At 43.1% G+C, this 20,069-nt stretch carries 22 protein-coding genes, 1 pseudogene and 1 riboswitch; of the genes and pseudogenes, 18 read left to right on the forward strand and 5 right to left on the reverse strand.

What is annotated here, in order from left to right:
• Positions 1 to 24 precede the first annotated feature (24 nt).
• Both CRO04_RS05710 and CRO04_RS05715 read left to right on the forward strand, forming a co-directional pair.
• On the forward strand, positions 25 to 717 hold the full coding sequence (locus tag CRO04_RS05710) for an epoxyqueuosine reductase (protein WP_097003268.1): 693 nt from the start codon (positions 25 to 27) through the stop codon (positions 715 to 717).
• Positions 714 to 935, forward strand: coding sequence for a sulfurtransferase TusA family protein (locus tag CRO04_RS05715; protein ID WP_097003269.1), 222 nt, complete (start codon positions 714 to 716; stop codon positions 933 to 935). The genes CRO04_RS05710 and CRO04_RS05715 overlap by 4 nt, the downstream gene beginning before the upstream one ends.
• On the opposite strand, the gene CRO04_RS05720 is transcribed toward CRO04_RS05715, so the two are convergent.
• The gene (locus CRO04_RS05720) at positions 925 to 1,824 is read right to left on the reverse strand and encodes a LysR family transcriptional regulator (RefSeq protein ID WP_097003270.1); all 900 of its coding nucleotides are present in this window, start codon (positions 1,822 to 1,824) and stop codon (positions 925 to 927) included. The two genes, CRO04_RS05715 and CRO04_RS05720, sit on opposite strands and share 11 nt — an antisense overlap.
• A gap of 199 nt (positions 1,825 to 2,023) precedes the next feature.
• Here CRO04_RS05720 and CRO04_RS05725 point away from each other — a divergent pair, with 199 nt between their 5' ends.
• The 10 genes from CRO04_RS05725 to CRO04_RS05770 all read left to right on the forward strand — a co-directional run bounded on the left by CRO04_RS05725 (position 2,024) and on the right by CRO04_RS05770 (position 10,688).
• Positions 2,024 to 2,716 (forward strand): YeeE/YedE thiosulfate transporter family protein, encoded by a 693-nt coding sequence (locus CRO04_RS05725; protein ID WP_097003271.1) that lies wholly within the window; start codon positions 2,024 to 2,026, stop codon positions 2,714 to 2,716.
• Between the two features lie 26 nt (positions 2,717 to 2,742).
• Positions 2,743 to 2,970: a sulfurtransferase TusA family protein gene (locus CRO04_RS05730; RefSeq protein WP_097003272.1), complete on the forward strand. Its 228-nt coding sequence runs from the start codon at positions 2,743 to 2,745 to the stop codon at positions 2,968 to 2,970.
• Between the two features lie 19 nt (positions 2,971 to 2,989).
• Positions 2,990 to 3,547, forward strand: a complete 558-nt coding sequence (locus tag CRO04_RS05735) for a YeeE/YedE thiosulfate transporter family protein (protein WP_334293614.1) — start codon at positions 2,990 to 2,992, stop codon at positions 3,545 to 3,547.
• Between the two features lie 18 nt (positions 3,548 to 3,565).
• Entirely contained in the window at positions 3,566 to 4,786 is a 1,221-nt protein-coding gene (locus tag CRO04_RS05740) for an FAD-dependent oxidoreductase (protein ID WP_097003273.1), read from the forward strand.
• 144 nt (positions 4,787 to 4,930) lie between these two features.
• Positions 4,931 to 5,251 carry a rhodanese-like domain-containing protein gene (locus tag CRO04_RS05745; RefSeq protein ID WP_097003274.1) on the forward strand — a complete coding sequence of 107 codons (321 nt, stop codon included), beginning with the start codon at positions 4,931 to 4,933 and terminating at the stop codon, positions 5,249 to 5,251.
• Positions 5,252 to 5,485: 234 nt separating this feature from the next.
• A complete protein-coding gene (locus CRO04_RS05750; RefSeq protein ID WP_097003275.1) occupies positions 5,486 to 6,334 on the forward strand; it encodes a MurR/RpiR family transcriptional regulator in 849 nt (282 codons plus the stop codon).
• Between the two features lie 3 nt (positions 6,335 to 6,337).
• Positions 6,338 to 7,231 (forward strand): N-acetylmuramic acid 6-phosphate etherase, encoded by an 894-nt coding sequence (murQ, locus tag CRO04_RS05755; protein ID WP_097003276.1) that lies wholly within the window; start codon positions 6,338 to 6,340, stop codon positions 7,229 to 7,231.
• A gap of 26 nt (positions 7,232 to 7,257) precedes the next feature.
• A complete protein-coding gene (locus CRO04_RS05760; RefSeq protein ID WP_097003277.1) occupies positions 7,258 to 8,697 on the forward strand; it encodes a PTS transporter subunit EIIC in 1,440 nt (479 codons plus the stop codon).
• Complete coding sequence (locus tag CRO04_RS05765; protein ID WP_097003278.1) at positions 8,694 to 9,740, forward strand: MupG family TIM beta-alpha barrel fold protein; 1,047 nt, start codon at positions 8,694 to 8,696, stop codon at positions 9,738 to 9,740. The genes CRO04_RS05760 and CRO04_RS05765 overlap by 4 nt, the downstream gene beginning before the upstream one ends.
• 567 nt (positions 9,741 to 10,307) lie before the next feature.
• Complete coding sequence (locus CRO04_RS05770) at positions 10,308 to 10,688, forward strand: hypothetical protein (protein ID WP_141400944.1); 381 nt, start codon at positions 10,308 to 10,310, stop codon at positions 10,686 to 10,688.
• A gap of 151 nt (positions 10,689 to 10,839) precedes the next feature.
• On the opposite strand, the gene CRO04_RS05775 is transcribed toward CRO04_RS05770, so the two are convergent.
• Both CRO04_RS05775 and CRO04_RS26750 read right to left on the reverse strand, forming a co-directional pair.
• Positions 10,840 to 11,757, reverse strand: a complete 918-nt coding sequence (locus tag CRO04_RS05775; RefSeq protein WP_242974352.1) for a PLP-dependent aminotransferase family protein — start codon at positions 11,755 to 11,757, stop codon at positions 10,840 to 10,842.
• Positions 11,690 to 12,058 carry a GntR family transcriptional regulator gene (locus tag CRO04_RS26750; protein WP_242974353.1) on the reverse strand — a complete coding sequence of 123 codons (369 nt, stop codon included), beginning with the start codon at positions 12,056 to 12,058 and terminating at the stop codon, positions 11,690 to 11,692. The genes CRO04_RS05775 and CRO04_RS26750 overlap by 68 nt, the downstream gene beginning before the upstream one ends.
• Positions 12,059 to 12,298: 240 nt before the next feature.
• On the opposite strand from CRO04_RS26750, the pseudogene CRO04_RS27395 reads away from it, so the two are divergent.
• The 5 genes and pseudogenes from CRO04_RS27395 to xdhB all read left to right on the forward strand — a co-directional run.
• A pseudogene (locus CRO04_RS27395) lies at positions 12,299 to 12,424 on the forward strand (hypothetical protein); the annotation flags it as partial.
• Complete coding sequence (locus CRO04_RS05785; protein WP_097003281.1) at positions 12,421 to 13,083, forward strand: hypothetical protein; 663 nt, start codon at positions 12,421 to 12,423, stop codon at positions 13,081 to 13,083. The pseudogene CRO04_RS27395 and the gene CRO04_RS05785, both read left to right, overlap by 4 nt.
• A gap of 117 nt (positions 13,084 to 13,200) precedes the next feature.
• Entirely contained in the window at positions 13,201 to 13,533 is a 333-nt protein-coding gene (locus CRO04_RS27400) for a rubredoxin-like domain-containing protein (RefSeq protein WP_097003282.1), read from the forward strand.
• 68 nt (positions 13,534 to 13,601) lie between these two features.
• Positions 13,602 to 13,705, forward strand: a riboswitch (purine riboswitch).
• 122 nt (positions 13,706 to 13,827) lie between these two features.
• Positions 13,828 to 15,288: a xanthine dehydrogenase small subunit gene (locus CRO04_RS05795; protein ID WP_166432480.1), complete on the forward strand. Its 1,461-nt coding sequence runs from the start codon at positions 13,828 to 13,830 to the stop codon at positions 15,286 to 15,288.
• Positions 15,278 to 17,605: a xanthine dehydrogenase molybdopterin binding subunit gene (gene xdhB, locus CRO04_RS05800; RefSeq protein ID WP_166432481.1), complete on the forward strand. Its 2,328-nt coding sequence runs from the start codon at positions 15,278 to 15,280 to the stop codon at positions 17,603 to 17,605. The genes CRO04_RS05795 and xdhB overlap by 11 nt, the downstream gene beginning before the upstream one ends.
• A gap of 33 nt (positions 17,606 to 17,638) precedes the next feature.
• Here xdhB and CRO04_RS05805 read toward each other — a convergent pair whose 3' ends face one another.
• The gene (locus tag CRO04_RS05805; RefSeq protein WP_097003285.1) at positions 17,639 to 18,382 is read right to left on the reverse strand and encodes an alpha/beta fold hydrolase; all 744 of its coding nucleotides are present in this window, start codon (positions 18,380 to 18,382) and stop codon (positions 17,639 to 17,641) included.
• Positions 18,383 to 18,504: 122 nt separating this feature from the next.
• Between CRO04_RS05805 and CRO04_RS05810 the strand changes: the two genes are divergently transcribed.
• Positions 18,505 to 19,122 (forward strand): LytTR family transcriptional regulator DNA-binding domain-containing protein, encoded by a 618-nt coding sequence (locus CRO04_RS05810; protein WP_242974363.1) that lies wholly within the window; start codon positions 18,505 to 18,507, stop codon positions 19,120 to 19,122.
• Here CRO04_RS05810 and CRO04_RS05815 read toward each other — a convergent pair whose 3' ends face one another.
• Positions 19,123 to 20,040: a helix-turn-helix transcriptional regulator gene (locus CRO04_RS05815; RefSeq protein ID WP_097003287.1), complete on the reverse strand. Its 918-nt coding sequence runs from the start codon at positions 20,038 to 20,040 to the stop codon at positions 19,123 to 19,125.
• Positions 20,041 to 20,069 lie beyond the last annotated feature (29 nt).

A 20,069-nucleotide genomic window follows, 5' to 3' on the forward strand; every position in this document is an offset into this window, starting at 1 on the left:
CCGGATAAGACGAGGGAGTTTGATATGAAAGAAAAGATTCGTAACGCAGTTCTTAAGTTAGGCGCAGATGTCTGCGGATTTGCAGGTGCAGAAGGGTTTTATCAGGCACCTGATGGCTTTCATCCCTGCAGCATTTTTTCCGACTGTAAAAGTGTTGTGGTATTTGGTATTGCTTTACCCCGCGGGCTATATGAGGTTGATTCCCGTATTGTTTATTCTCATTACAATAGTCTGGCATGTCCGCAGGCAGACCATATCGCGTTACAGACTGCAAAGCTGCTTGAAGATACGTTTGAAGCCCGCGCAGTTCCGCTGCCTTGTGATTCTCCCTATGAATACTGGGATGAAGAGAAGCTGGAAGGGCGCGGTCTCATATCCATGAAGCACGCCGCATGTCTGGCAGGTCTTGGTACCTTGGGGAAAAATACGCTGCTTCTGAATAAAGACTATGGAAACCGACTGGTAGTGGGCTGCGTTCTTACTGATCTGGAAACAGAACCAGATGAACCAGCTGTTTCCATCTGTCCGGACAGCTGCAGGCTGTGCATAGAGAACTGCCCTCAGGAAGCTATTAAGCCAGGTTTTGTGGAGCAGAGACCATGCAGACAGTATAGTTATGGAAAAACAAAGCGGGGCTTTGAAACAGTAGAATGCAACCGGTGCAGAACTGTCTGCCCCATGCGTTTCGGAGTGAAAAAAGGAAAGGAAAAAGTATGAAAAAAATAGACTGTCTGGGCGAAATCTGCCCGGTACCAGTTATGAAACTGCAGGCAGTGATGGATTCCATACAAAAGGGAGAGGACTATCTGCTGGTTACGGATCACAGCTGCACCATTTCCAATCTGGAATCTTTTTGTAAAGCGAATAAACTAAATTACCAATTGGATGAGGTGATGAACGGCGTATGGGAGATCACCATAACCGCTAGCAGATAGTATCCTCTAATATTTTTTCGATGTATTTTATGAGCTTTGCCGATTCGGGAGAGGCAGGAACATCACTTGGGCGTTTGATGGAGAAATAATTATTCTCAAACTCCAGCCCAGGGCAGTGAATGATGCGAAGCTGTTTATGGTAAAGCTCTTTTTTTATTGCCATATAAGGCAGAAATGCCAGCCCAAAGCCGTTAATCGCTGAAAGCTTGAGGGACTCCGTTGATTCCAGTGCATAAAGGATATGGAGTCTGCCGATCTGTATGCCGCTTTTTACTAAGGATTTGTCCATCAGCTGTCTGGTTTTCTGATTCTTCACAAGCATTAAGAGAGGGTAATTGTAAAGCTCCTCACGAGTCAGCCGTCCGGGAACCTCCATTTTTTCTCCTGCCACCAGACAGAGACGGTCGGTGAAAACCTTTTTGGATGAAAGATTCTTATCCTTTGGTTTACCGATAATAATCCCCATATCTGCCTGACCCTTTGCGATCTTATCCTCAATTGCCTGGCTGGACATAACCTCCATCTGAAGGGTATATTGGGGATAATTATTCTTTACATGGTAAAGCGTGCAGGGCAGGGCGTAGGAGTAAACACAGGGATTGGCTATAATATGTATGGTTTTATTCTGATTCTGAGAGTTAGAGATATCAAGAAACATTCGGTCATAAGAAGATGTAATTTCCATGGCATGGTTGTATACGATTTTCCCCGTATCGGTAGGTATAACCCCATTATAATTGCGTTCAAAAAGCCGGGTGCCGATTTCTGTTTCCATAACCCTAAGCTGCTGGCTTAAAGCGGACTGGCTGATATTCATCAGTTCCGCAGCCTTCGAAATGCTGCCCGTCTCTATTATCTTTATGAACATCTTCAGATTTTGAACATTCATAAGATCCCCCTTTCATGATAAAATCCTTCCCCGGCTCATTATAACAAATATAAACTATTATGGCTAGTGGCAAGATTGCTTAGGGTATAAGGATATCTTATACCATATCAGAATGTTGATTAACTGCTTTCTGTTTATTATGATATAATTTACTTGTAAAGATTGTTATATAATTATCAATGTAGAAGGGAGGATTCAGGTGTCAGAGACTAATTCAAGTACCGAAACAGGTACACAAAGAGTGCGTAAGACAAGAAAGCCGAAAAAGAGCCAGATTCCATATGCTTTACTGCTTACAGCACTGATTATTGCTTTTGGATTCTATTTGGGGCAGGGGAGCAGTAAGCTTCCGGTTTACTGGATATTTGGAATCGCATTTGGTTATATCCTGCAGCGATCCAGGTTCTGTTTTACGGCAGCGTTCCGTGATCCCTGCATAACAGGAAGCACCTCATTGACAAGGGCTGTTCTGGTGGCATTTGCCGTATCAAGCATAGGCTTTCTGGCTGTTAAGTATACCAGTGCCATAGGAGGCGGAGAAACCAACTTAAACATGGCGGGGGTATCCCCCATCGGCCTGCCGTTAATCATCGGCGCCGTTTTATTTGGAATTGGTATGGTAATAGCAGGAGGCTGTGCTTCCGGAACATTAATGCGTGTGGGGGAAGGATTCCTCATGCAGATTCTGTCTTTAGTATTCTTTATTGTGGGTTCTGCTTGGGGCGCTCATGATATGGGATTCTGGGGAAAATTAAATTCCCATGCTCCGAAGGTCTTTTTACCGGATGTGTTTGGCTGGTTTGGAGCAATTGTCGTTCAGGGGCTGATTATTGTTCTGCTCTACATAGCCGCTGTAAAATGGCAGAAAAAGAAAATGGGAAGTATTGAATAAAATTATAATTAAAGGAGATTAAAAAGATGGCTGAATTTACTTTGGATTGCTTAGGCGAGGCTTGTCCTGTACCGTTAATGAAAACAGAAAAAAAGATCAATGAGATGTCTGTAGGAGATGTACTGGTGGTTTCCATAGACCACAGCTGTGCAATGAAGAATGTTCCCGAGTGGGCAAGAAAACAGGGACACAATGTGGAAATCGAAGAAGTAGATGACGGGGAATGGGAAATCGTCATTGAGAAAGCGAAGTAAATAACCGCTGTGAAAGTAGGTGAAACAATTGAAAGAGTTTTTTATTAAACTGGGTGATCATCCGATTTACAAAAAACTGTTAAAGGAACCTCTGACCTATGTGGCGGGAGCTGTTTTACTTTCCGTATTCCAGATTGCACACTTTACAGTATTTTCAAAGGGCTGGGGAGTAACTAGTACATTTGCTGTCTGGGGAACCTGGGTTTATAACGCATTGGGCGGAGATGCAGGCAGCTGGGCATACTTTGCATCAGAAAAGATGCAGAAAGAGCTTCAGACCAGTTTTCTGGCAGACGGAGGTTCTATCCGCAATCTGGGCATTATCTTCGGAGCATTGGCGGCGACCTTATTTGCATCACAGTTTAAGATAAAGAAGATTAAAACCCTGCGACAGGTGGTAGCAGCAGTTTTAGGAGGTCTTTTTATGGGCTACGGAGCAAGGCTTGCAAACGGCTGTAACATCGGAGCTTTATTCACTGCAATTGCTTCCTTTTCCTTATCCGGCTGGATATTCGGAGCGTTCCTTCTGGTGGGAGCATTTATTGGAAGCAAGTTACTGGCAAACTATTTTATGTAATGACTGGAGCATATTACCATGGAAAAGAAAACATTACAGTATGATGTAGTCATTATCGGCGGCGGCGCTGCCGGCTTAACCGCAGGAATCTATTGCGGAAGGGCAAAATTAAAGACGCTGATTATTGAAAAGACCTTGGTAGGAGGACTTGCGACCTATACCAATGAGATTGAAAACTATCCTGGTTTTCCGGAAGGAGCAACCGGCCTTGGACTGATGGATTTATTTCATAAACAGGCCAAAAAATTCGGAGTTGAGTTTAAATTAACCGATGTAAGAAGCGTATCTCTTGAGGGTGATGTAAAAAAGGTTGAAACTTTCCGCAATATATTTGAAGCAAAGGCAGTTATCATCGGAAGCGGCGGAAAGCCTCGTCTGACTGGTGCAAAGAATGAGGAACTGTATCTTTATGATAAAGGAATTTCTTTCTGCGCAACCTGTGATGCTGCAGCCAACACCGGAAAAACCGTTATGGTAATCGGAAGCGGTGACGCAGCCATTGAAGAAGGAATGTTTTTAACAAAATTCGCTGACAAAGTCATTGTTTCCGTTATGCATGACACCGGAAAGATGGACTGCAATGAGATCGCAAAAGCACAGGCACTTGCTAATCCTAAAATGGAGTTCCTATGGAATACGGTTGTTGACAGCTTTAAAGGAGACGAACGGCTTAACACGGTAGTCTTAAAAAATGTAAAGACGGAGGAACTGATTCCGGTTCCGGTTGACAGCTGCTTTCTGTTCATCGGCTATCTTCCAAATACCGAGATATTTAAGGGAGTTTTAGATATGAACCGGGGCGGGTATTTAATTACCAATGACCGGATGGAAACAAACATACCTGGAGTTTATGCAGTCGGCGATGTCCGTGATAAGTTCTTAAAGCAGGTAGCAACAGCTGTGGGAGACGGAGCCGTGGCAGGATACGGTGCAGAAAAGTATCTTTCCGAAAGTGAGATATTTGAGCAGCAGATCATGAACGAAGGAAATCCTTCTCTTGTCTATATCTATAATGCGGTTGATGCGCATTCCAGGGAGCTTTTATCTGTATTTAAGGAATTTGAGCAGAGCCATCAGAGCATTCGGGTATCCTGCATCGATACCTATAAATCAGACGGACTTGCAAAACGTCTTGGTGTTCAAAGCGGACCCTGCGCAGTCTGGATTAAGGACTGTAGGATACAGGAGCAGATTGACGGCTGTATTACAAAGGAAAAGATCGAACAGATGTGTAAATAAGAAAATAATAGCCCGGGCAGGTAATGTCCGGGTATTTTATTGCCGTTTTGAGGCGTATATGTGAGAAAGTCACGGATAATAATAAAACAGGATTTATAATAAATATAATTTTAAATATAAAAGAAAACATAAGAGGAGATAACTATGTTTGAATTTTTAAAAAGAAATACAGGAAAAGTAATTCATGTCAATGATTTAGATCCGCTCATTGGAAACATTGAATTAATTGATATCCGGGAGCCTTATGAATACAAAAGCGGGACCATTAGAACGGCAAAAAATATCCCCATGGGCAATTTGCTAAACAACCCGGAAAAATATTTAATGAAGGACAAAACCTATTATATCATGTGCCAGTCCGGTGCAAGAAGCAAAAGAAGCTGCAGCGTTCTTCAGAAAAAAGGCTTTGATATTGTAAATGTAGCTGGCGGAATGGGTTCCTACGTCGGTACAAAAAGAAAATAAACACCGAAAGCTCCCGGTTTCGTTCATTGGGTTATCCCAAACGGATCCGGGATTTTTTTGCCTGTCCATAGAAAATTTCTTTCTGTTAATCCCCGTGAAACCATCATATAATGAAAATAAGTTTCATAGTTTTCGCAGCATATTGAAACTACAATACAAACCCGCTAGAATGAGATTCAACATAACTGTGAAGTTCGGTGAATTCATTCCGGCTCTTTTAGAGAGGAAGGGACAATGAAAGGTCTGCTTGTTAGAATTGATGATTATGTTAAAAATGCAGGAGATGCTGAAAAACAGCTGATAAAAAGGCTGCAGAGAAATCCGGAATCTGTGTTAAGAAAAACAATTAAGGAGATTGCAAAGGAAACTTATACCTCCCCTGCCACAATTGTCAGGCTGTGCAAAAAGCTGGGGTGCAGCGGCTATAAAGATTTCCAGAGCACGCTTGCCTATGAGGTGGCCTTGTTTCGGGAGAGCCGGGATATTGCATTTCAGAAGATCACCCAGAAGGACACTGTGGAGGATATTATCTATAAGGTGACAAAGAAAAATATTGAATCACTGGAGACCACCAGAAAGCTTCTGGAACCAAAGACAATTACAGAGTGTGTAAAGCTTTTGGAAACCAGCAGAACGGTTTCCTTATACGGACTTGGAACCTCCCTTCTTGTGGCAAGGGATCTGTATCTGAAACTTCTTCGGGCAGATGTAATCTGCAGCTTATGTGACGACTGGCATGCCCAGTTTTTGACTGCCAGGAACCTGCGGCCCGGTGATGTGGCGATAGTGATCAGCTATTCCGGTCTGACAGAAGAGATGCTTCAGTGTGCCAGAGAAGCCAGGGCAAACGGTGCAAAGGTGATTGCCATCACAAGAGCAGTTGAGTCAAAGCTTGCTGCAGAGGCGGATTTTGTCCTGCCTGTGGCTGCTACGGAGCTTATTCACCGAAGCGGCGCCATGTCTTCCAGGATCTCACAGTTAAATGTGGTAGATGTGCTGTTTACCGCTTATGTAAATCGGAATTACGAGTTCTGCATGAATCAGTTTGGCAGAACGCATATACAAAAGGACGGAGGAACATAAAAGATGATTGATTTATCAAAACTGACAACGGAGTCGAGAAATCCGGATACCATGGGGTTAGATGAGATGACTCCTATTGAAATTGCCCGGATTATGAACCAGGAGGATGGTGCTGTTATTAAGGCAATCGGGGAAGTAATCCCTCAGATCGCACAGGCGATTGAGTGGGCAGCAGAAAGCCTGAAAGCAGGAGGCAGAATCATCTATGTGGGAGCGGGAACTTCCGGTCGCCTGGGAGTACTTGATGCGGTGGAATGTCCTCCTACCTTCGGCGTGCCGCCGCAGATGGTTGTGGGTCTGATTGCAGGAGGTGAGAAGGCATTTGTGGAAGCAGTGGAAGGCGCGGAAGACAGTGAAACCCTGTGCAGAGAGGAATTAAAGTCCATCTGTCTGTCAAAAGAAGATATTGTAATTGGTCTTGCGGCATCCGGTAGAACGCCTTATGTCATTCATGGACTCCGGTATGCACGTTCCCTTGGCTGTAAAACCGTAGCCATTTCATGCAACAGGAATTCGGACATTGGAAAGGAAGCAGTGTTAGCCATTGAACCGGTCACCGGACCGGAGGTACTTACCGGCTCCACCAGACTGAAGGCAGGTACTGCTCAGAAAATGGTTTTAAACATGATATCGACCGGAAGTATGATCGGAATCGGAAAGGTCTATCAGAATTTAATGGTGGATGTCAGACAGAGCAACGAAAAGCTTGTGGTAAGATCACAAAATATTGTGATGACTGCAACCGGGTGTGAACGAGAGGAAGCAAAAGAGGTACTGGAGCAGGCAGACGGTCATGTAAAAACAGCAGTGATTATGATTTTGTCTGATTGTGATGCCAGCGAAGCGAGAGAAAAGCTGTTAAAAGCAGGCGGAAATGTCCGTCAGGCTTTGAAATAGAAAACGTTTATAAAAGGAGGAGAACGATGGATTACAAGCAAGTCAGTGAAGAACTGTTATTGTTGTTGGGGGGAAAAGACAACATCACATCCAATGCTGCCTGTATGACAAGGCTTCGGGTTGGAGTGAAGGATTTATCAAAAGTGGACTTAGAGCAGATAAAAAAGGTAGAAGGAGTCCTTGGAGTGGTGGAAAGCAATACCCTTCAGATCGTGTTTGGGCCTGGGAAGGTGAATAAGGTACTGGATGAATTTTATAAGCTTACGGGACTGCCAAAAGGTCAGGCAGAGGATGGCGGTTCCGGAGAGGATATTCAGACCGTTACAAGAGAAAACAAGGAATTGCAGAAGGCGAAATATGATAAGCCTGTCCAGAGATTCTTAAAGAAAATCGCCAATATTTTCGTGGCACTGCTCCCGGGAATTATAGCAGCTGGTTTAATTAATGGGATCTGCAACGTCATCAATGTTTCCACTCACGGAGCACTGGCAGGAGTGTGGTGGTTTGCCTGCATAAGGACCATGGGCTGGGCACTGTTTGCATACCTCCCTATTCTGGTAGGCTACAATGCGGCAAGGGAATTCGGCGGCTCCGGAGCACTGGGAGCCATTGCAGGAGCTATGTCCATATCCAATGCGGGAATGCCGCTTCTTGCAGTGATTCAGGAGAAACAGATCTTACTTCCGATTACCAATGCGCCATTTAACCCTGCTTCCGGCGGTCTTTTAGCAGCTTTAATTGCCGGTATGTTTTTTGCAGTGCTGGAGAAACGGATCAGAAAGCACATGCCGGATCTAATCGATACCTTCATCAGCCCGCTTCTGGTGCTGATCATTGGCGGAATTGTTGCACTGTTAGTGATTCAGCCTCTGGGAGCCGGTCTGACTAAGGTGATTTTTGCAGTATTAAGCTTTGCATATGAAAAAATGGGAGTAGTGGGCGGCTATATTCTGTCTGCAGGCTTCCTTCCGCTGGTAGCAGTGGGACTCCATCAGGCTCTTACGCCTATTCATGCCATGTTAAATGACCCGGCAGGTGCCACAGGCGGCATCAATTACCTGCTTCCCATCTTAATGATGGCAGGCGGCGGCCAGGTAGGAGCTGGAATTGCTCTTTATATGAAAACAAAGAATAAAAAATTAAAAAGATACATAAGAGACTCCATTCCTGTAGGAATTCTGGGAATTGGAGAACCAATGATGTACGCAGTTACCCTGCCTCTTGGCAGATCCTTCCTGACTGCCTGCATCGGCAGTGGATTTGGAGGAGCGCTGGCAGCGCTTCTTCATCTGGGAACCGTTTCCCAGGGAGTATCCGGCCTGTTCGGTCTTCTGATTGTAAAGCCGGGTCAGCAGCTGCCCTTTATCATTGCTATGCTTGCAGCCTATGCAGGGGGCTTCCTGGTTACTTACTTTTTTGGTGTAGATGAAAACAGAATTAATGAAGTTTACGGAGAAGAGGAATGAAAACTGGAATTTCCATCTATTTCTCCAATGAGATGGAGAAGAATGAAAAACTGATTAAAAAAGCGGTAAAAAACGGGGCCACATATGCATTTACTTCCCTCCACATTCCAGAAGAGACAGGAGTGGACTACAGGCAGGGAATCAGGCAGCTTCTAAACTGCTGCAGGGAAGAAAAACTGAACCTGATTGCGGATGTGGGACCTGAAACCTATGAAAAGCTTGGTGTTGCAAATATGGAGGAGTTAAAATCTCTGGGGATTACCCATGTCAGACTGGATTATGGCTTTTCACCCAGGGAAGTGGTGGAAATCTCCAAAAGCTTTCATGTGGTTTTCAATGCCTCCACCATTATGGAAGAGGAGCTTTCAGAATGGAAACAGTATGGAGCAGATTTTACCAGATTTGCAGCATGTCATAACTTTTATCCCAAGCAGTTTACCGCATTGTCCTTAAATCAGGTGAAAGAAATCAACAGCAGATTAAAGTATCTGGGGTTTACAACCATGGCATTTGTGCCTGGTAACTTAACACTCAGGGGGCCGCTCTTTGAAGGTCTGCCTACCGTGGAGTCGCACAGGAACAGCCGGGATGAGGTGGCTTATAACATGCTGGAGCTTTTTATGGGTGGTGACTGTGATGTGGTTCTGATCGGCGATGTGGATATAAAAGAGAAGGACTGGGAAGCGGTAAACTGCATCAGCCGGGGATATGTGGATCTGGAAGCTGACTTACTCCCGGAGTATGAATTTGTCAGAGACCAGATCCATCATGACAGGCCGGATTCCAGTGAATTTATATTCCGTTCCCAGGAATCCAGATTATATCAGATGGACATTGAACCTGTGGAAAATGAGATGCGCTTCAGAAAGGCAGGAAGTATCTGTATTTCAAATAGGAAATATGCACGGTATATGGGTGAACTTGAAATAGCCCGCGTGGATTTACCTATGGATGAGCGGCTTAATGTGATTGGGCAGATTAAGGAAACAGATTTAAAATTACTTCCTTACGTTCGTAAGGGGTTTGGAGTGAAGCTGATATAATGTAAAAAAACTGTCAAGCATTTTTGAAAATGTCCTAAAATAAACAAATCATTTGCACCGGTGAACCGGTGCAAATTTTTTCGTTCAAAGATGCTTTATCGAAAGTTTAAATGGAAAACTAAGAGATGAAAGTCTTAATTATGACACTAAAACTGGGGCAGGTCATAGTCTCTAAAAACTTAAATTTTGAATAATAGTGTTACGAATTAAGGTTTAAAACGTTTATATAATAGAGGAGGATAAATAACTAAACTTCTGTTAAAAAATAATTATATTTAAAATTTATATAAAGAGAAGAGTATTTGGTTATTCCAATATACTCCTTTATATCTCTGCCAAATGATAGTCAATTGCGAAACTCTGTTGCCTTTTGAGTTTCGCAATTACTTATCTGCTAAATGAGGAGTTTCTATTCGATTCTTTTAGATGCTTTATTTGTCAGAATATAAAATAAGGTTAAACATTATTTCCTGCATAATATTATTGATTACATATTTTTGATACTTTGGTAATGTAAAATGTATATGTTTTACTGAATAACACATGAAAGGTTTCTGTGATATGAATATGAAAAAAGATAAGACTATACTTATTATAATTTTCTTTTTATTTTTAATATTAGTAAAAATTATCATACATTATAGAGAGTTTGTTGTTCCTAAGAATGACTTTTTAAATGACTCATTGCCACCGCTGGTAATGATTAACAACAATTTATATCAGTTGAGGGATTCTGAAGATTATAATAATAATGACATTACGCCTACAGGTACAATAAAGAAAATCATATCCATAAACTTAATACCTACAGAGAACGAACAGGCTAATTTTGGTGAAAATGGGATGGAATATTGGATAACAGATGCTGATCAATACCACTTAGTTATAAAATTAAAGGACAAATTATTAAAATTTGAACTTACTGATATTGACGTAGAAGATAAGTAAATACCCACCCCCAGTTTTAGTGCCACTGGGAGCGTTCGTCCTTATGATACTCTTATAAAGCTTGCAGAATCTCTTGAAAAAGAACTAGATGAGATTACTGCTGATAATAAGGTGGATTATGCAGTAGTATACGGAGAATTCCGCTACGCAGCTACAAGCTGGGGGCAAACGAGACTATTAATGATTTCAACGCTGCTATACCCTCATGAATCTCTTTTTCGTTCAGATGTCCGTAGCCCAATAAAAGTTTATCTGCATGACAGCTTTCATCGCTGCAGTACTGGGATACGGTCTGTATTTGTATGCCGTTATTTCTGCAGTCAGATACGAAATCTTTTCCAAATTTCATTTCCGGAAATTCAAGAGCTACATGAAGTCCGGATTCATCACCCCAGGCACGAATCTGACTTCCAAATGCCTCCTTCGCAGATTGCAGAAGGGTTTCGCGTTTCTTTGCATATACTTTTCGCATATGCCTGATATGATTATCCATTTTCCTGCTTCTTAAAAATTCAGCCAGAGCAGCCTGTTCCAGAATGGGATTTTGTACATCAAGGTAGTTCCGGTAATGCCTCCACTTTTTCTGAAGCTCTTTCGGAAGCACGGCAAATCCGATTCTCAGAGCTGGAAACAAAGTTTTGCTAAAGGTTCCCACATAAATTACTCTGGAAGGGTCCAAAGAATAGAGAGGGGTTACCGGTGAGCCGCAGTAGCGGTATTCGCTGTCATAATCATCCTCAATAATATAATAATCTTTTTCTGCTGCCAGACGAATAAAAGATGCACGGCGCAAAGCAGGCAGAATACCACCTAAGGGAAACTGGTGAGACGGGGTGAGATATACGGCAGATAAATCCCTCTCTTTAATCCATGAGTCATCGGCTCCCTGCCTGTCAGCAGGCATGAAGCACAGAGGATAATTCCGGTCGTTTATGACGGTGCGGATCGCTGGGTGAGAGGGATTTTCCAGACAAAAAGGCCGCTCATTTTTATATAGAATATCAACCAGTAAATAGAATGCCTGGGTAGCTCCTGAGGTAATAAATATATCTTCCGGATTCACCTCCATGCTCCGGCTGCTCGTTTCCTGTGTCCTGGCTGGTATTGGCGTTCCCCGGCATAAGATGCAGTCCTTCTGTCACTCTGGAGGGGGCACCTTGCCGGCTGATAATAAACCCTTCTGTCAGCAGCATGTCATAGGCTTCGCATACAGTATTGCGGGAGGTTCCCAGCCCTTTTGCCAGTTCCCTGGTGGATGGCAGTGGTTCGCCTGGAAGTATTTCTCCCGCGAGAATACGCTTCCGGAGGGAGAGAAAAATCTGGCGTGCCAGACTGATTTCACTGTTGGTACGCAATTCAATTCCCCACATAAGCTCTCCTTTCACTGGACCATTGAAAATAAGTCTTAACTGGCTCTTACGACAACCAGATCGTTACGGTATCATTATAGCAAATATCCGCTGTATTGCAATGCTGTGAGAAAGGACTGACATGAAAAATATTACTGGAAAAATTTATCTGATGCTTGGGTTTTCCTTAGCGGGAACTTCCGTTGTTACAGGTTCCATACTAACTGAGAAGTTAAATGAGAGTATGATAATCCTTTCACATCCATGCTTCTGTCATTATTTATTCTCAAAGAACCAATTAGTCTGCACCAATGGGCAGGCGGAGGACTTATTATTTTCGGTATGCTGTTCATCGGGGGGCAGTCACAAAACAGGAGGAAGTTATGATTATATTTGATAAAGACATAGAAAAAGTTTATCCAGGAACCAAAATGGGAGTACTCATTATAAGGGGTATTATGGAAAAAGAGGGCTGCAAAAAAGAAGATGAAGCCACATTTTTAAAAAAGCTTAGGGATAAATATGAGGGAGTTACAAAAAAAGAATTAAAAGAGCAGAGACCTGTTAATGCATACGCAGCTTATTATAAAAAGTTTGGACAAAGTTATCACCTTCTGTCACAGCTTGATTCCATGTTAAAAGGGAAAAAAACATGCGAATCAAAATCACTTCTGCTGCAGTCCATGTTTTTCAATGAGCTGGAGAGTATGATGCTGACTGCCGGTCACGATTTAAACTCGTTGGAACCACCTCTTATGCTGAATCTTGCAACGGGAAATGAAGGTTACCAGTCTATCTCTGGAAGAGACGTGACCACTGCAGCAGGTGATTTAATATTATGTGACAATGCCAGGGTGATTTCCAGTATTCTGAAAGGACCGGACTATGATACCAGGATAACACCAGATACAAGGAATGTCCTGTTTACAATCTATGCGCCGCCGGGAATCAGCACGCATGAAGTCAGGACAGCACTGATGAAGCTGGAAGAGCGAATCCGGGCATTTGCACCAGATTCTAAAACGGAGATGCTTGAGGTTTTATAATTGTTAAAAAATGGTGAATTTTTTTTGCAGCGGTTGACAAATGATTTTATATAGATGATACTATTAGTAATCTTCAAGTATTGATTAAAATAATTCAATTAGTAGGAGGTATAGGATATGAAATTATTTAAATGTACTGTATGCGGATATGTATATGAAGGGGAGACTCCCCCGCAAGCTTGCCCGAAATGTAAAGTAGGAGCAGAGAAATTTGAAGAACTCAGCGAAGAAGATGCTGAAAAGATATATCGTTCCGATCGTACCAATGCTATTCACATGGAAGTGATCACATTGGCAGAGAAGATGATCGAATTATGCAAGGAAGGAATCGAGGATAATCTGGATCCTAAATGTGTATCTGCATTTACACAGGCAAAGGATGAGGCATGGACCATTAAGCAGAGATCCAAGACAGAGCTTGCCGGTCATATGAAGTTAGGAAAATATTAGAAATCAGATATTTTTTATTGACTATCTGTCATAATCCGGTATAATTTATTGTAAAGATACAAAGAAGTATTTGAATATGGACTGCTTCTTGTATAAGCTCATTAATATGGTTTGAGCGTCTCGACCAGGCGACCTTAAATTGCCCCAGGCTACATGAGCACAGACTGAACTGCCGCTTCAAAAGAAGCTGTTGTTCTGATGTGTTTCGTGTGCCTGGGGATTTTTTTATCCAAAAGCTTCAGGGGATGTATGCAGACCAGCGGGAAAACAGGAATGAAAAGGAGTAAGGAAGGTATGAAGAAAACGATTCGCTTCTTTCTGAATGGACAATTGAAAGAGATTTCAGTCAATGGGGAAACAACAGTTCTGGAGCTTCTTCGCAGCCGGTTCCAGCTAAACGGGATCAAAGAGGGCTGCGGAGAGGGGGATTGCGGAGCATGTACGGTGGTGATTGGGGAGGTAAGAGAGGGCAAGGTACACTATAAGTCAGTGGCAGGCTGTCTGTATCTGGCGGCAAAGCTGGAGGGAAAGCATCTTATTACCATAGAAGGACTGGCACAAAAGGAAACGCTTCACCCCATACAGGAAGCAGTTTTAAACGCACATGCGACTCAGTGCGGATTCTGTACACCGGGTGTGATTCTGTCCATACTGGCACTCTATCTGGAGAGACCGAACCCTGACAGGGAAGAATTCCGTAGATATTTAGAGGGGAATCTCTGCCGGTGTACGGGTTATGCAGCCATTCGGAAAGTACCGGAATACTTAAACGATATCACCATTTCTAATGAAAATATCCGCCCTTCATATCTGGAACAGACAGAAGTAAAGCAGCTGGCGTTCGTCCATGAGGATATTTTTATTGATGATGGGGAAAACGCTTATTATTCTCCTGTATCAGAGGAAAACCTGGAAGCATTTATCAGAGATCACGGGGAACTTGTATCCGGACAGAATCTGCGCTTCTTAAATGGCGGAAGTGATGTAGTAGTGGGAATCAAGAAAAGAAACCAGCATTACAGACTGCTGGTCGACATCAGCAGAATTTCATCATTGCAGAAAATATCATACGATGAAGGTCACCATCTGACAATTGGAGGCGGAGTTACTTTGTCCGCCATTATAGATACTGTAAAGCCTTTATTTCCCCAGTTTTCCGATGCAGTCTTAAGTATGTGTTCGGAGCAGATACGATCCTCTGCCACACTGGCAGGCAATCTAGTTAATGCATCTCCGGTAGCGGATACAGTCCCTCTTTTAATGGCAGTAGATGCAGTTGTTACGTTAAGAGGCTGTGAAGGAACGAGAACCGTACCTGTCAGGGAGTTTTATCACGGTTATAAACAGACGGAAAACAAATCCGGTGAGTGGGTTGCTTCTGTATCTATTCCTCTGGGAGAGTACGATTTTATCCACTTTGAAAAAGTAAGCAAAAGAAAAGAAGTGGATATATCTGCGGTGAATTCTGCCATAGCCTTAAAGATATCAGAAGGAATGATTAAAAAGGCGTCCATTGCCTGCGGAGGTGTGGGGCCTACCACTCTTTTTATGCCAGAAACCTCCCGTTATCTGGAGGAAAAGAGTATGACAGAAGAGACCTTTTTCAGTGCTTATGAAATAATTGGAAGGGAAGCCGACCCCATTGGCGATGTGAGAGGCAGTGCAGACTATCGGAAGGCTGTAATGCAAAATCTTTTAATGAAACAATATCTGGCTTATAAAAGCAGTCAGGAGGCAGATGGCCATGAAGAATGAACAGATAAAGCAAAACATTCAGTGGGGGCAGGCAGGAACATCTCCCCTGCATGTAAACGGACGTGATCACGTGATGGGACGTTCCCAGTTTATTGATGATATACCAAAACCCGGAAACCTGTTATATGTAACAGTCATGGTCAGCCCTGCCGCCTGCGGGCGGATCAAAAAGCTGGATATACAAAAAGCTGGTGAGATGCCTGGGGTGGCGGCTGTTCTGACTGCAGAGGATATACCAGGAGAGAACCAGATCGGCGGAATTATTAAGGATGAGGTCTGTCTTGCCCAGGGTCATGTGCAGTTTGCTGGAGAGCCTGTAGCTGTCATTGCTGCTGACAGCAGGCAGGAAGCAGAGGCAGCAATGAAACAGATCATACTGGAGGTAGAGGAAGAAACGCCTGTGCTTACAGTAAGAGAAGCAATCCGGAGAGAACAGTATGTAGGTCCGGTGAGAAAAATTGAACGGGGAGACGTGGAAGAAGTGTTTGATAATTGTCCCTGTTATCTGGAAGGCGTGATCAGAAATGAAGGCCAGGAGCATTTTTATCTGGAAACCCAGAGTGCCCTGGCTGTGCCGGAAGACAATGGCGGCATCACCCTGTATTCCTCGTCCCAAAATCCCAACGAGATTCAGAAGATGGTTTCAGGTGTCCTTGGCATGCCTCAGAATATGGTTACTGTGGACATTAAAAGACTGGGTGGAGGATTTGGAGGAAAGGAATCCCAAGCCACTTCCTGGGCCTGCCTTGCAGCTCTTGCCGCATATCAGACCGGCCGTCCTGCCCTGGTCCGTCTGACCAGAGACGAAGATATGCTTTCCACCGGAAAGCGCCATGCATTTGAAAGCGATTACCGGGTGGGATTTGATAAAGAGGGAAAGATTCTTGCTTATTCCGTAGAACTTAATTCCAACTGCGGGGCTGTTGCAGATGTGAGTACCTCTGTTTTGGAACGCGCGATGCTCCATGCAGAAAACAGCTATAACATTGATAATATAAGAATCATTGGCAGACCCTGCAAAACCAATCTGCATCCCGCCACCGCATTTCGTGGCTTTGGCGGTCCGCAGGGGATTTTCGCAATTGAAAGCGTGATTGAGAGAATTGCATTTACGCTGGGACTGGATCCTTATGATGTGAGAATGAAGAACATGTACCGGAAAGGGGATATAGCTCCTTACGGGCAGGAAATCCACCATGGGGAGGACATCGGAAGAATATTTGAAAAGCTGAGAGCAGACAGCAGGTGGGATGAACGAAGAGAAGAAATTGCTGTATTCAATCAAAGCAGCCGTTATGTGAAAAAGGGAATTGGAATCACTCCCGTGAAGTTTGGTATTTCTTTTACAGCCGCTCATTTAAACCAGGGAAGTGCACTGATTCACGTATATACCGATGGATCCGTTTCCGTAACCCACGGAGCCATCGAGATGGGGCAGGAGGTAAATACGAAGATCGCTCAGATTGCGGCAACCACTCTGGGAGTTCCCATTACTTCTATCAGAATTGAAAGCAACAACACAAAGCGTGTTGCGAATACATCGGCTACTGCGGCGTCTTCCGGATGTGATCTAAATGGTCATGCGGTTGAGAATGCTGCACTTAAGATACTGGGAAGGCTGAAGGAACTGGTGCAAAAACTGTATCTGGTAGAAGAGGTGGTATTTGAAAACGGTTTTGTTTATCCGGTACATGAGGGAGAGACAGAATATGAAAATCCTCTTATTACATTTAAAGAGCTGGTTCAAAAGGCGTATTTTGAGAGAATTGATTTGTGTGATCATGGATACTACGCAACTCCCGGAATCTATTTTGACAGAGAAAAGGGGGAAGGGCATCCGTTTTTATATTATGTGTTCGGAGCTGCAGTTGCTGAGGTGACAGTGGATTTGCTTACAGGCCGGACCACTCTTGACTCAGCCCATATCCTTCACGACTGCGCAAGCAGCATCAACCCTATGGTGGATATCGGGCAGATTCAGGGAGCGTTTATCCAGGGTGTGGGCTGGGTGACAACGGAAGAACTGGTGTATCAGGAAAAAGGAAGGCTGATCAGCGGTTCACCGGCTACCTACAAGATACCAACCATTGGTGATATTCCCGAGGAATTTCATATTGAACTGATGGAAGGCTGTATGAATGAACTGGGGATCAAGCGGTCTAAGGCGATTGGAGAACCCCCCTTTATCTATGGAGAAGCTGTGTTTTTTGCAATCACACATGCTCTTAGCTCGCTGGGAGCCTATCCGGAAGAGTTAAGCATACCGGCAACTCCGGAGAAAATCTGGAAGGAGATAAAAAAGAACAGAAAGCAGTGAATGGAATTATAGTTAGAGCAGGAAAAAAGCACCTTATTCGCTTTTTTCCTGCTCTTTTTCCTGAATAAATTTCAGGATTGCATTTACCGCAATCTCCTGCTGGTCATCTTCCTGGATGAAAGCATCTCCATCCCCTTTCTGTTTACCGTAATTTCCAAAACCGGCATGATTCCCGCCCTCTATGGGAATCACATTTTTTGCACCTTCCAGTTTTTCCCTGCTTAAGATTCCGTCCCTGGTACCGTAAAGAACAAGTGCTTTTTTCTTGTCAATCTCCCCAGAAGGATAGGCACCCAGAAGGATTAGTCCGCTGATGGAGTTCGGATGAGATGCCATATAACTGCTTGCCATAGCACCGCCCATGGAATGACCGCCAATATACCAGTTGTTGATCTCCGGCATATCCTGAATGATTCCGTCTGCTGCAGAAGAGTCCAGTACAGCAAGGTGAAAAGGCATTTTTACCAGAATGCAGGTAATCCCCTGCTCTGCAATTTGGGATAGAAGAGGATAGTAAGCTTCCGCTTCGACTTTTGCTCCCGGATAAAATATCAGGGCGGTATCTGTCTGGGTTCTGGCAGGTATAATGATAGAATGTTGTCCTTCTTTAGCCAAGCCGCTTTTTATATCTTTATTTAGTGCGATTACAACGGTATCATCCGCTTTATAGTAGATGGAGGTATATAGAAAAAACGCTGAGATCAGGAGGATTAACACAGTAAGTAACGCTGCTGCTGTTATTTTTAATAACTTTTTAATAGAAATCAATCCTTTCATATAGATCTTAGATACATGATAGGTATTATACACCTCTTTTAGGGTATTTGAAACAGATTTTCTTGAGCAGACAGGAAAAATAGTTTATATTTATCCAGTCAGGAGGTGATTTTTTGAAGTTAATGCTGCTGCTGCATAAAAATGAGTTACAGGAGACAGAGATTGAAATAAGATATCCGGATATGACACAAAGAATTGAAAAAATGATTCAGCACATCAGGCAGTTTGATATCATGCTGGAGGGGTATCGGGAGGATAAAGTCTATCAGATTCCATTGGAGCAGATCTGTTATATAGAAACAATCGACAGAAAAACATTTTTCTATTCAAACAAAAATGTATATGAGACCAGAAAGACCATTCAGACAATAGAAACAGAACTGGATGGGACAACGATTGTCCGTATTTCCAAATCACTATTATTAAATATTACTGCCATCAATAATGTAAAACCCTATCCAAATCACAGAATTATGGTAGAACTAATAAATGGTGAGCATCTGATTGTCTCAAGAAAATACATAGCAGATTTAAAAGAAAAGATAAGGAGCATATGCAGCCTGATTGGTACAGCGCTTGGGCTCAGGGGGCTGATTGCACTGGTTCTGGTAGTCGGTTATTCTATGGCCTGTTATTATGCCAGAATTGTTGTTGAAGAAGAGGCATTAAGAAAGCATTTTGGTAACGAATTTACGGAGTATGAGAAGCGTACATATAGGTTACTACCATTTATATGGTAGTCATGAAAGCCGTTTTATCTGGGTTTCCAAATATTGGATTAATTCTGGTTTTAGCCGTTCCGGCTTCAGGCTTATAATGCCCTCAGAATATCTAGATAAGTACCGGAGAATAAAGGGAAGCTCACCATCATCATAGGTTCCTTTTAAATAAAAGGAATGATTTTCTTGTATCAGCTGTATTGTAGGGTAATTCTCTTTATAATACACATCAGCAAAGTGAGGAAGGATTTCAGCGTAAAACTGGTTCTTACGTTGGGAAAAATCGGGAAGATGGCTTATGATCTGTTCCCTGGTAAGCGGCTGATAACAGTCTGTCTGTTTGAGAAATGTAATTTTATCACATCTGAAAACCTTGTACGTTTCTGTGCTGCGGTCAATTCCACAGCCATACCACTGATTAAAACTGGTGGATACCTGATAGAACTGAATTTGGTAATCTTTCTCTTTGTAGCGGATTAGTACCACATAATTATCCAGAATGCTGTAAATGATTTCCTTCAGATAGGCGCTTTTATAAGGGTGGTCCTCGTTTTCAAAAGTAATGATGTCTTCCAGTTTTTCAAATTCTTTTCTGGACCACGCAGATACATTGTCAAGGAATTTCTGCCGGATATGAGAAAACTCCACAGAGAATGGGAGCGTCTGGTAGCCCTTCATGGTCATGAGGGACAGATACAGCACAAATAATTCTTCCTGGGTAAAACGGATGGCAGGTAAGACCTTATTGTTTAGCAAAACATATCTTCCGTACCTTCCTGGCTCACTGTATAAAGCCAGCCCCATATCTTCTAAGGAGGCAATGTCCCTGAGAGCGGTACTTTTTGAAATTCCATATTCTTTCATCAGGTCTGATATGTGAAATTGCTGTTTATCTGATAAAAAACGCAGTATACAGTTAAGACGTTCACTTTTTTTCATTTTTCCCTCCAATGGTATCAGAAAATGAC

This window comes from Lacrimispora amygdalina (assembly GCF_900205965.1).
Taxonomy (GTDB): domain Bacteria; phylum Bacillota; class Clostridia; order Lachnospirales; family Lachnospiraceae; genus Lacrimispora; species Lacrimispora amygdalina_A.

Excerpts from the sequence above, each read along its gene's own strand:
- CRO04_RS05710 (WP_097003268.1), top strand. The coding sequence starts at position 25 with ATGAAAGAAAAGATTCGTAACGCAGTTCTTAAGTTAGGCGCAGATGTC.
- CRO04_RS05760 (WP_097003277.1), top strand. The coding sequence starts at position 7,258 with ATGGATTACAAGCAAGTCAGTGAAGAACTGTTATTGTTGTTGGGGGGA.
- CRO04_RS05740 (WP_097003273.1), top strand. The coding sequence starts at position 3,566 with ATGGAAAAGAAAACATTACAGTATGATGTAGTCATTATCGGCGGCGGC.
- CRO04_RS27400 (WP_097003282.1), top strand. The coding sequence starts at position 13,201 with ATGAAATTATTTAAATGTACTGTATGCGGATATGTATATGAAGGGGAG.
- CRO04_RS05775 (WP_242974352.1), bottom strand. The coding sequence starts at position 11,757 with ATGGAGGTGAATCCGGAAGATATATTTATTACCTCAGGAGCTACCCAG.
- xdhB (WP_166432481.1), top strand. The coding sequence starts at position 15,278 with ATGAAGAATGAACAGATAAAGCAAAACATTCAGTGGGGGCAGGCAGGA.
- CRO04_RS05720 (WP_097003270.1), bottom strand. The coding sequence starts at position 1,824 with ATGAATGTTCAAAATCTGAAGATGTTCATAAAGATAATAGAGACGGGC.
- CRO04_RS05715 (WP_097003269.1), top strand. The coding sequence starts at position 714 with ATGAAAAAAATAGACTGTCTGGGCGAAATCTGCCCGGTACCAGTTATG.
- CRO04_RS05765 (WP_097003278.1), top strand. The coding sequence starts at position 8,694 with ATGAAAACTGGAATTTCCATCTATTTCTCCAATGAGATGGAGAAGAAT.
- CRO04_RS05810 (WP_242974363.1), top strand. The coding sequence starts at position 18,505 with ATGCTGCTGCTGCATAAAAATGAGTTACAGGAGACAGAGATTGAAATA.
- CRO04_RS05730 (WP_097003272.1), top strand. The coding sequence starts at position 2,743 with ATGGCTGAATTTACTTTGGATTGCTTAGGCGAGGCTTGTCCTGTACCG.
- CRO04_RS05795 (WP_166432480.1), top strand. The coding sequence starts at position 13,828 with ATGAAGAAAACGATTCGCTTCTTTCTGAATGGACAATTGAAAGAGATT.
- CRO04_RS05770 (WP_141400944.1), top strand. The coding sequence starts at position 10,308 with ATGAAAAAAGATAAGACTATACTTATTATAATTTTCTTTTTATTTTTA.
- CRO04_RS05745 (WP_097003274.1), top strand. The coding sequence starts at position 4,931 with ATGTTTGAATTTTTAAAAAGAAATACAGGAAAAGTAATTCATGTCAAT.
- CRO04_RS05750 (WP_097003275.1), top strand. The coding sequence starts at position 5,486 with ATGAAAGGTCTGCTTGTTAGAATTGATGATTATGTTAAAAATGCAGGA.
- murQ (WP_097003276.1), top strand. The coding sequence starts at position 6,338 with ATGATTGATTTATCAAAACTGACAACGGAGTCGAGAAATCCGGATACC.
- CRO04_RS05815 (WP_097003287.1), bottom strand. The coding sequence starts at position 20,040 with ATGAAAAAAAGTGAACGTCTTAACTGTATACTGCGTTTTTTATCAGAT.
- CRO04_RS05805 (WP_097003285.1), bottom strand. The coding sequence starts at position 18,382 with ATGAAAGGATTGATTTCTATTAAAAAGTTATTAAAAATAACAGCAGCA.
- CRO04_RS05785 (WP_097003281.1), top strand. The coding sequence starts at position 12,421 with ATGATTATATTTGATAAAGACATAGAAAAAGTTTATCCAGGAACCAAA.
- CRO04_RS26750 (WP_242974353.1), bottom strand. The coding sequence starts at position 12,058 with ATGTGGGGAATTGAATTGCGTACCAACAGTGAAATCAGTCTGGCACGC.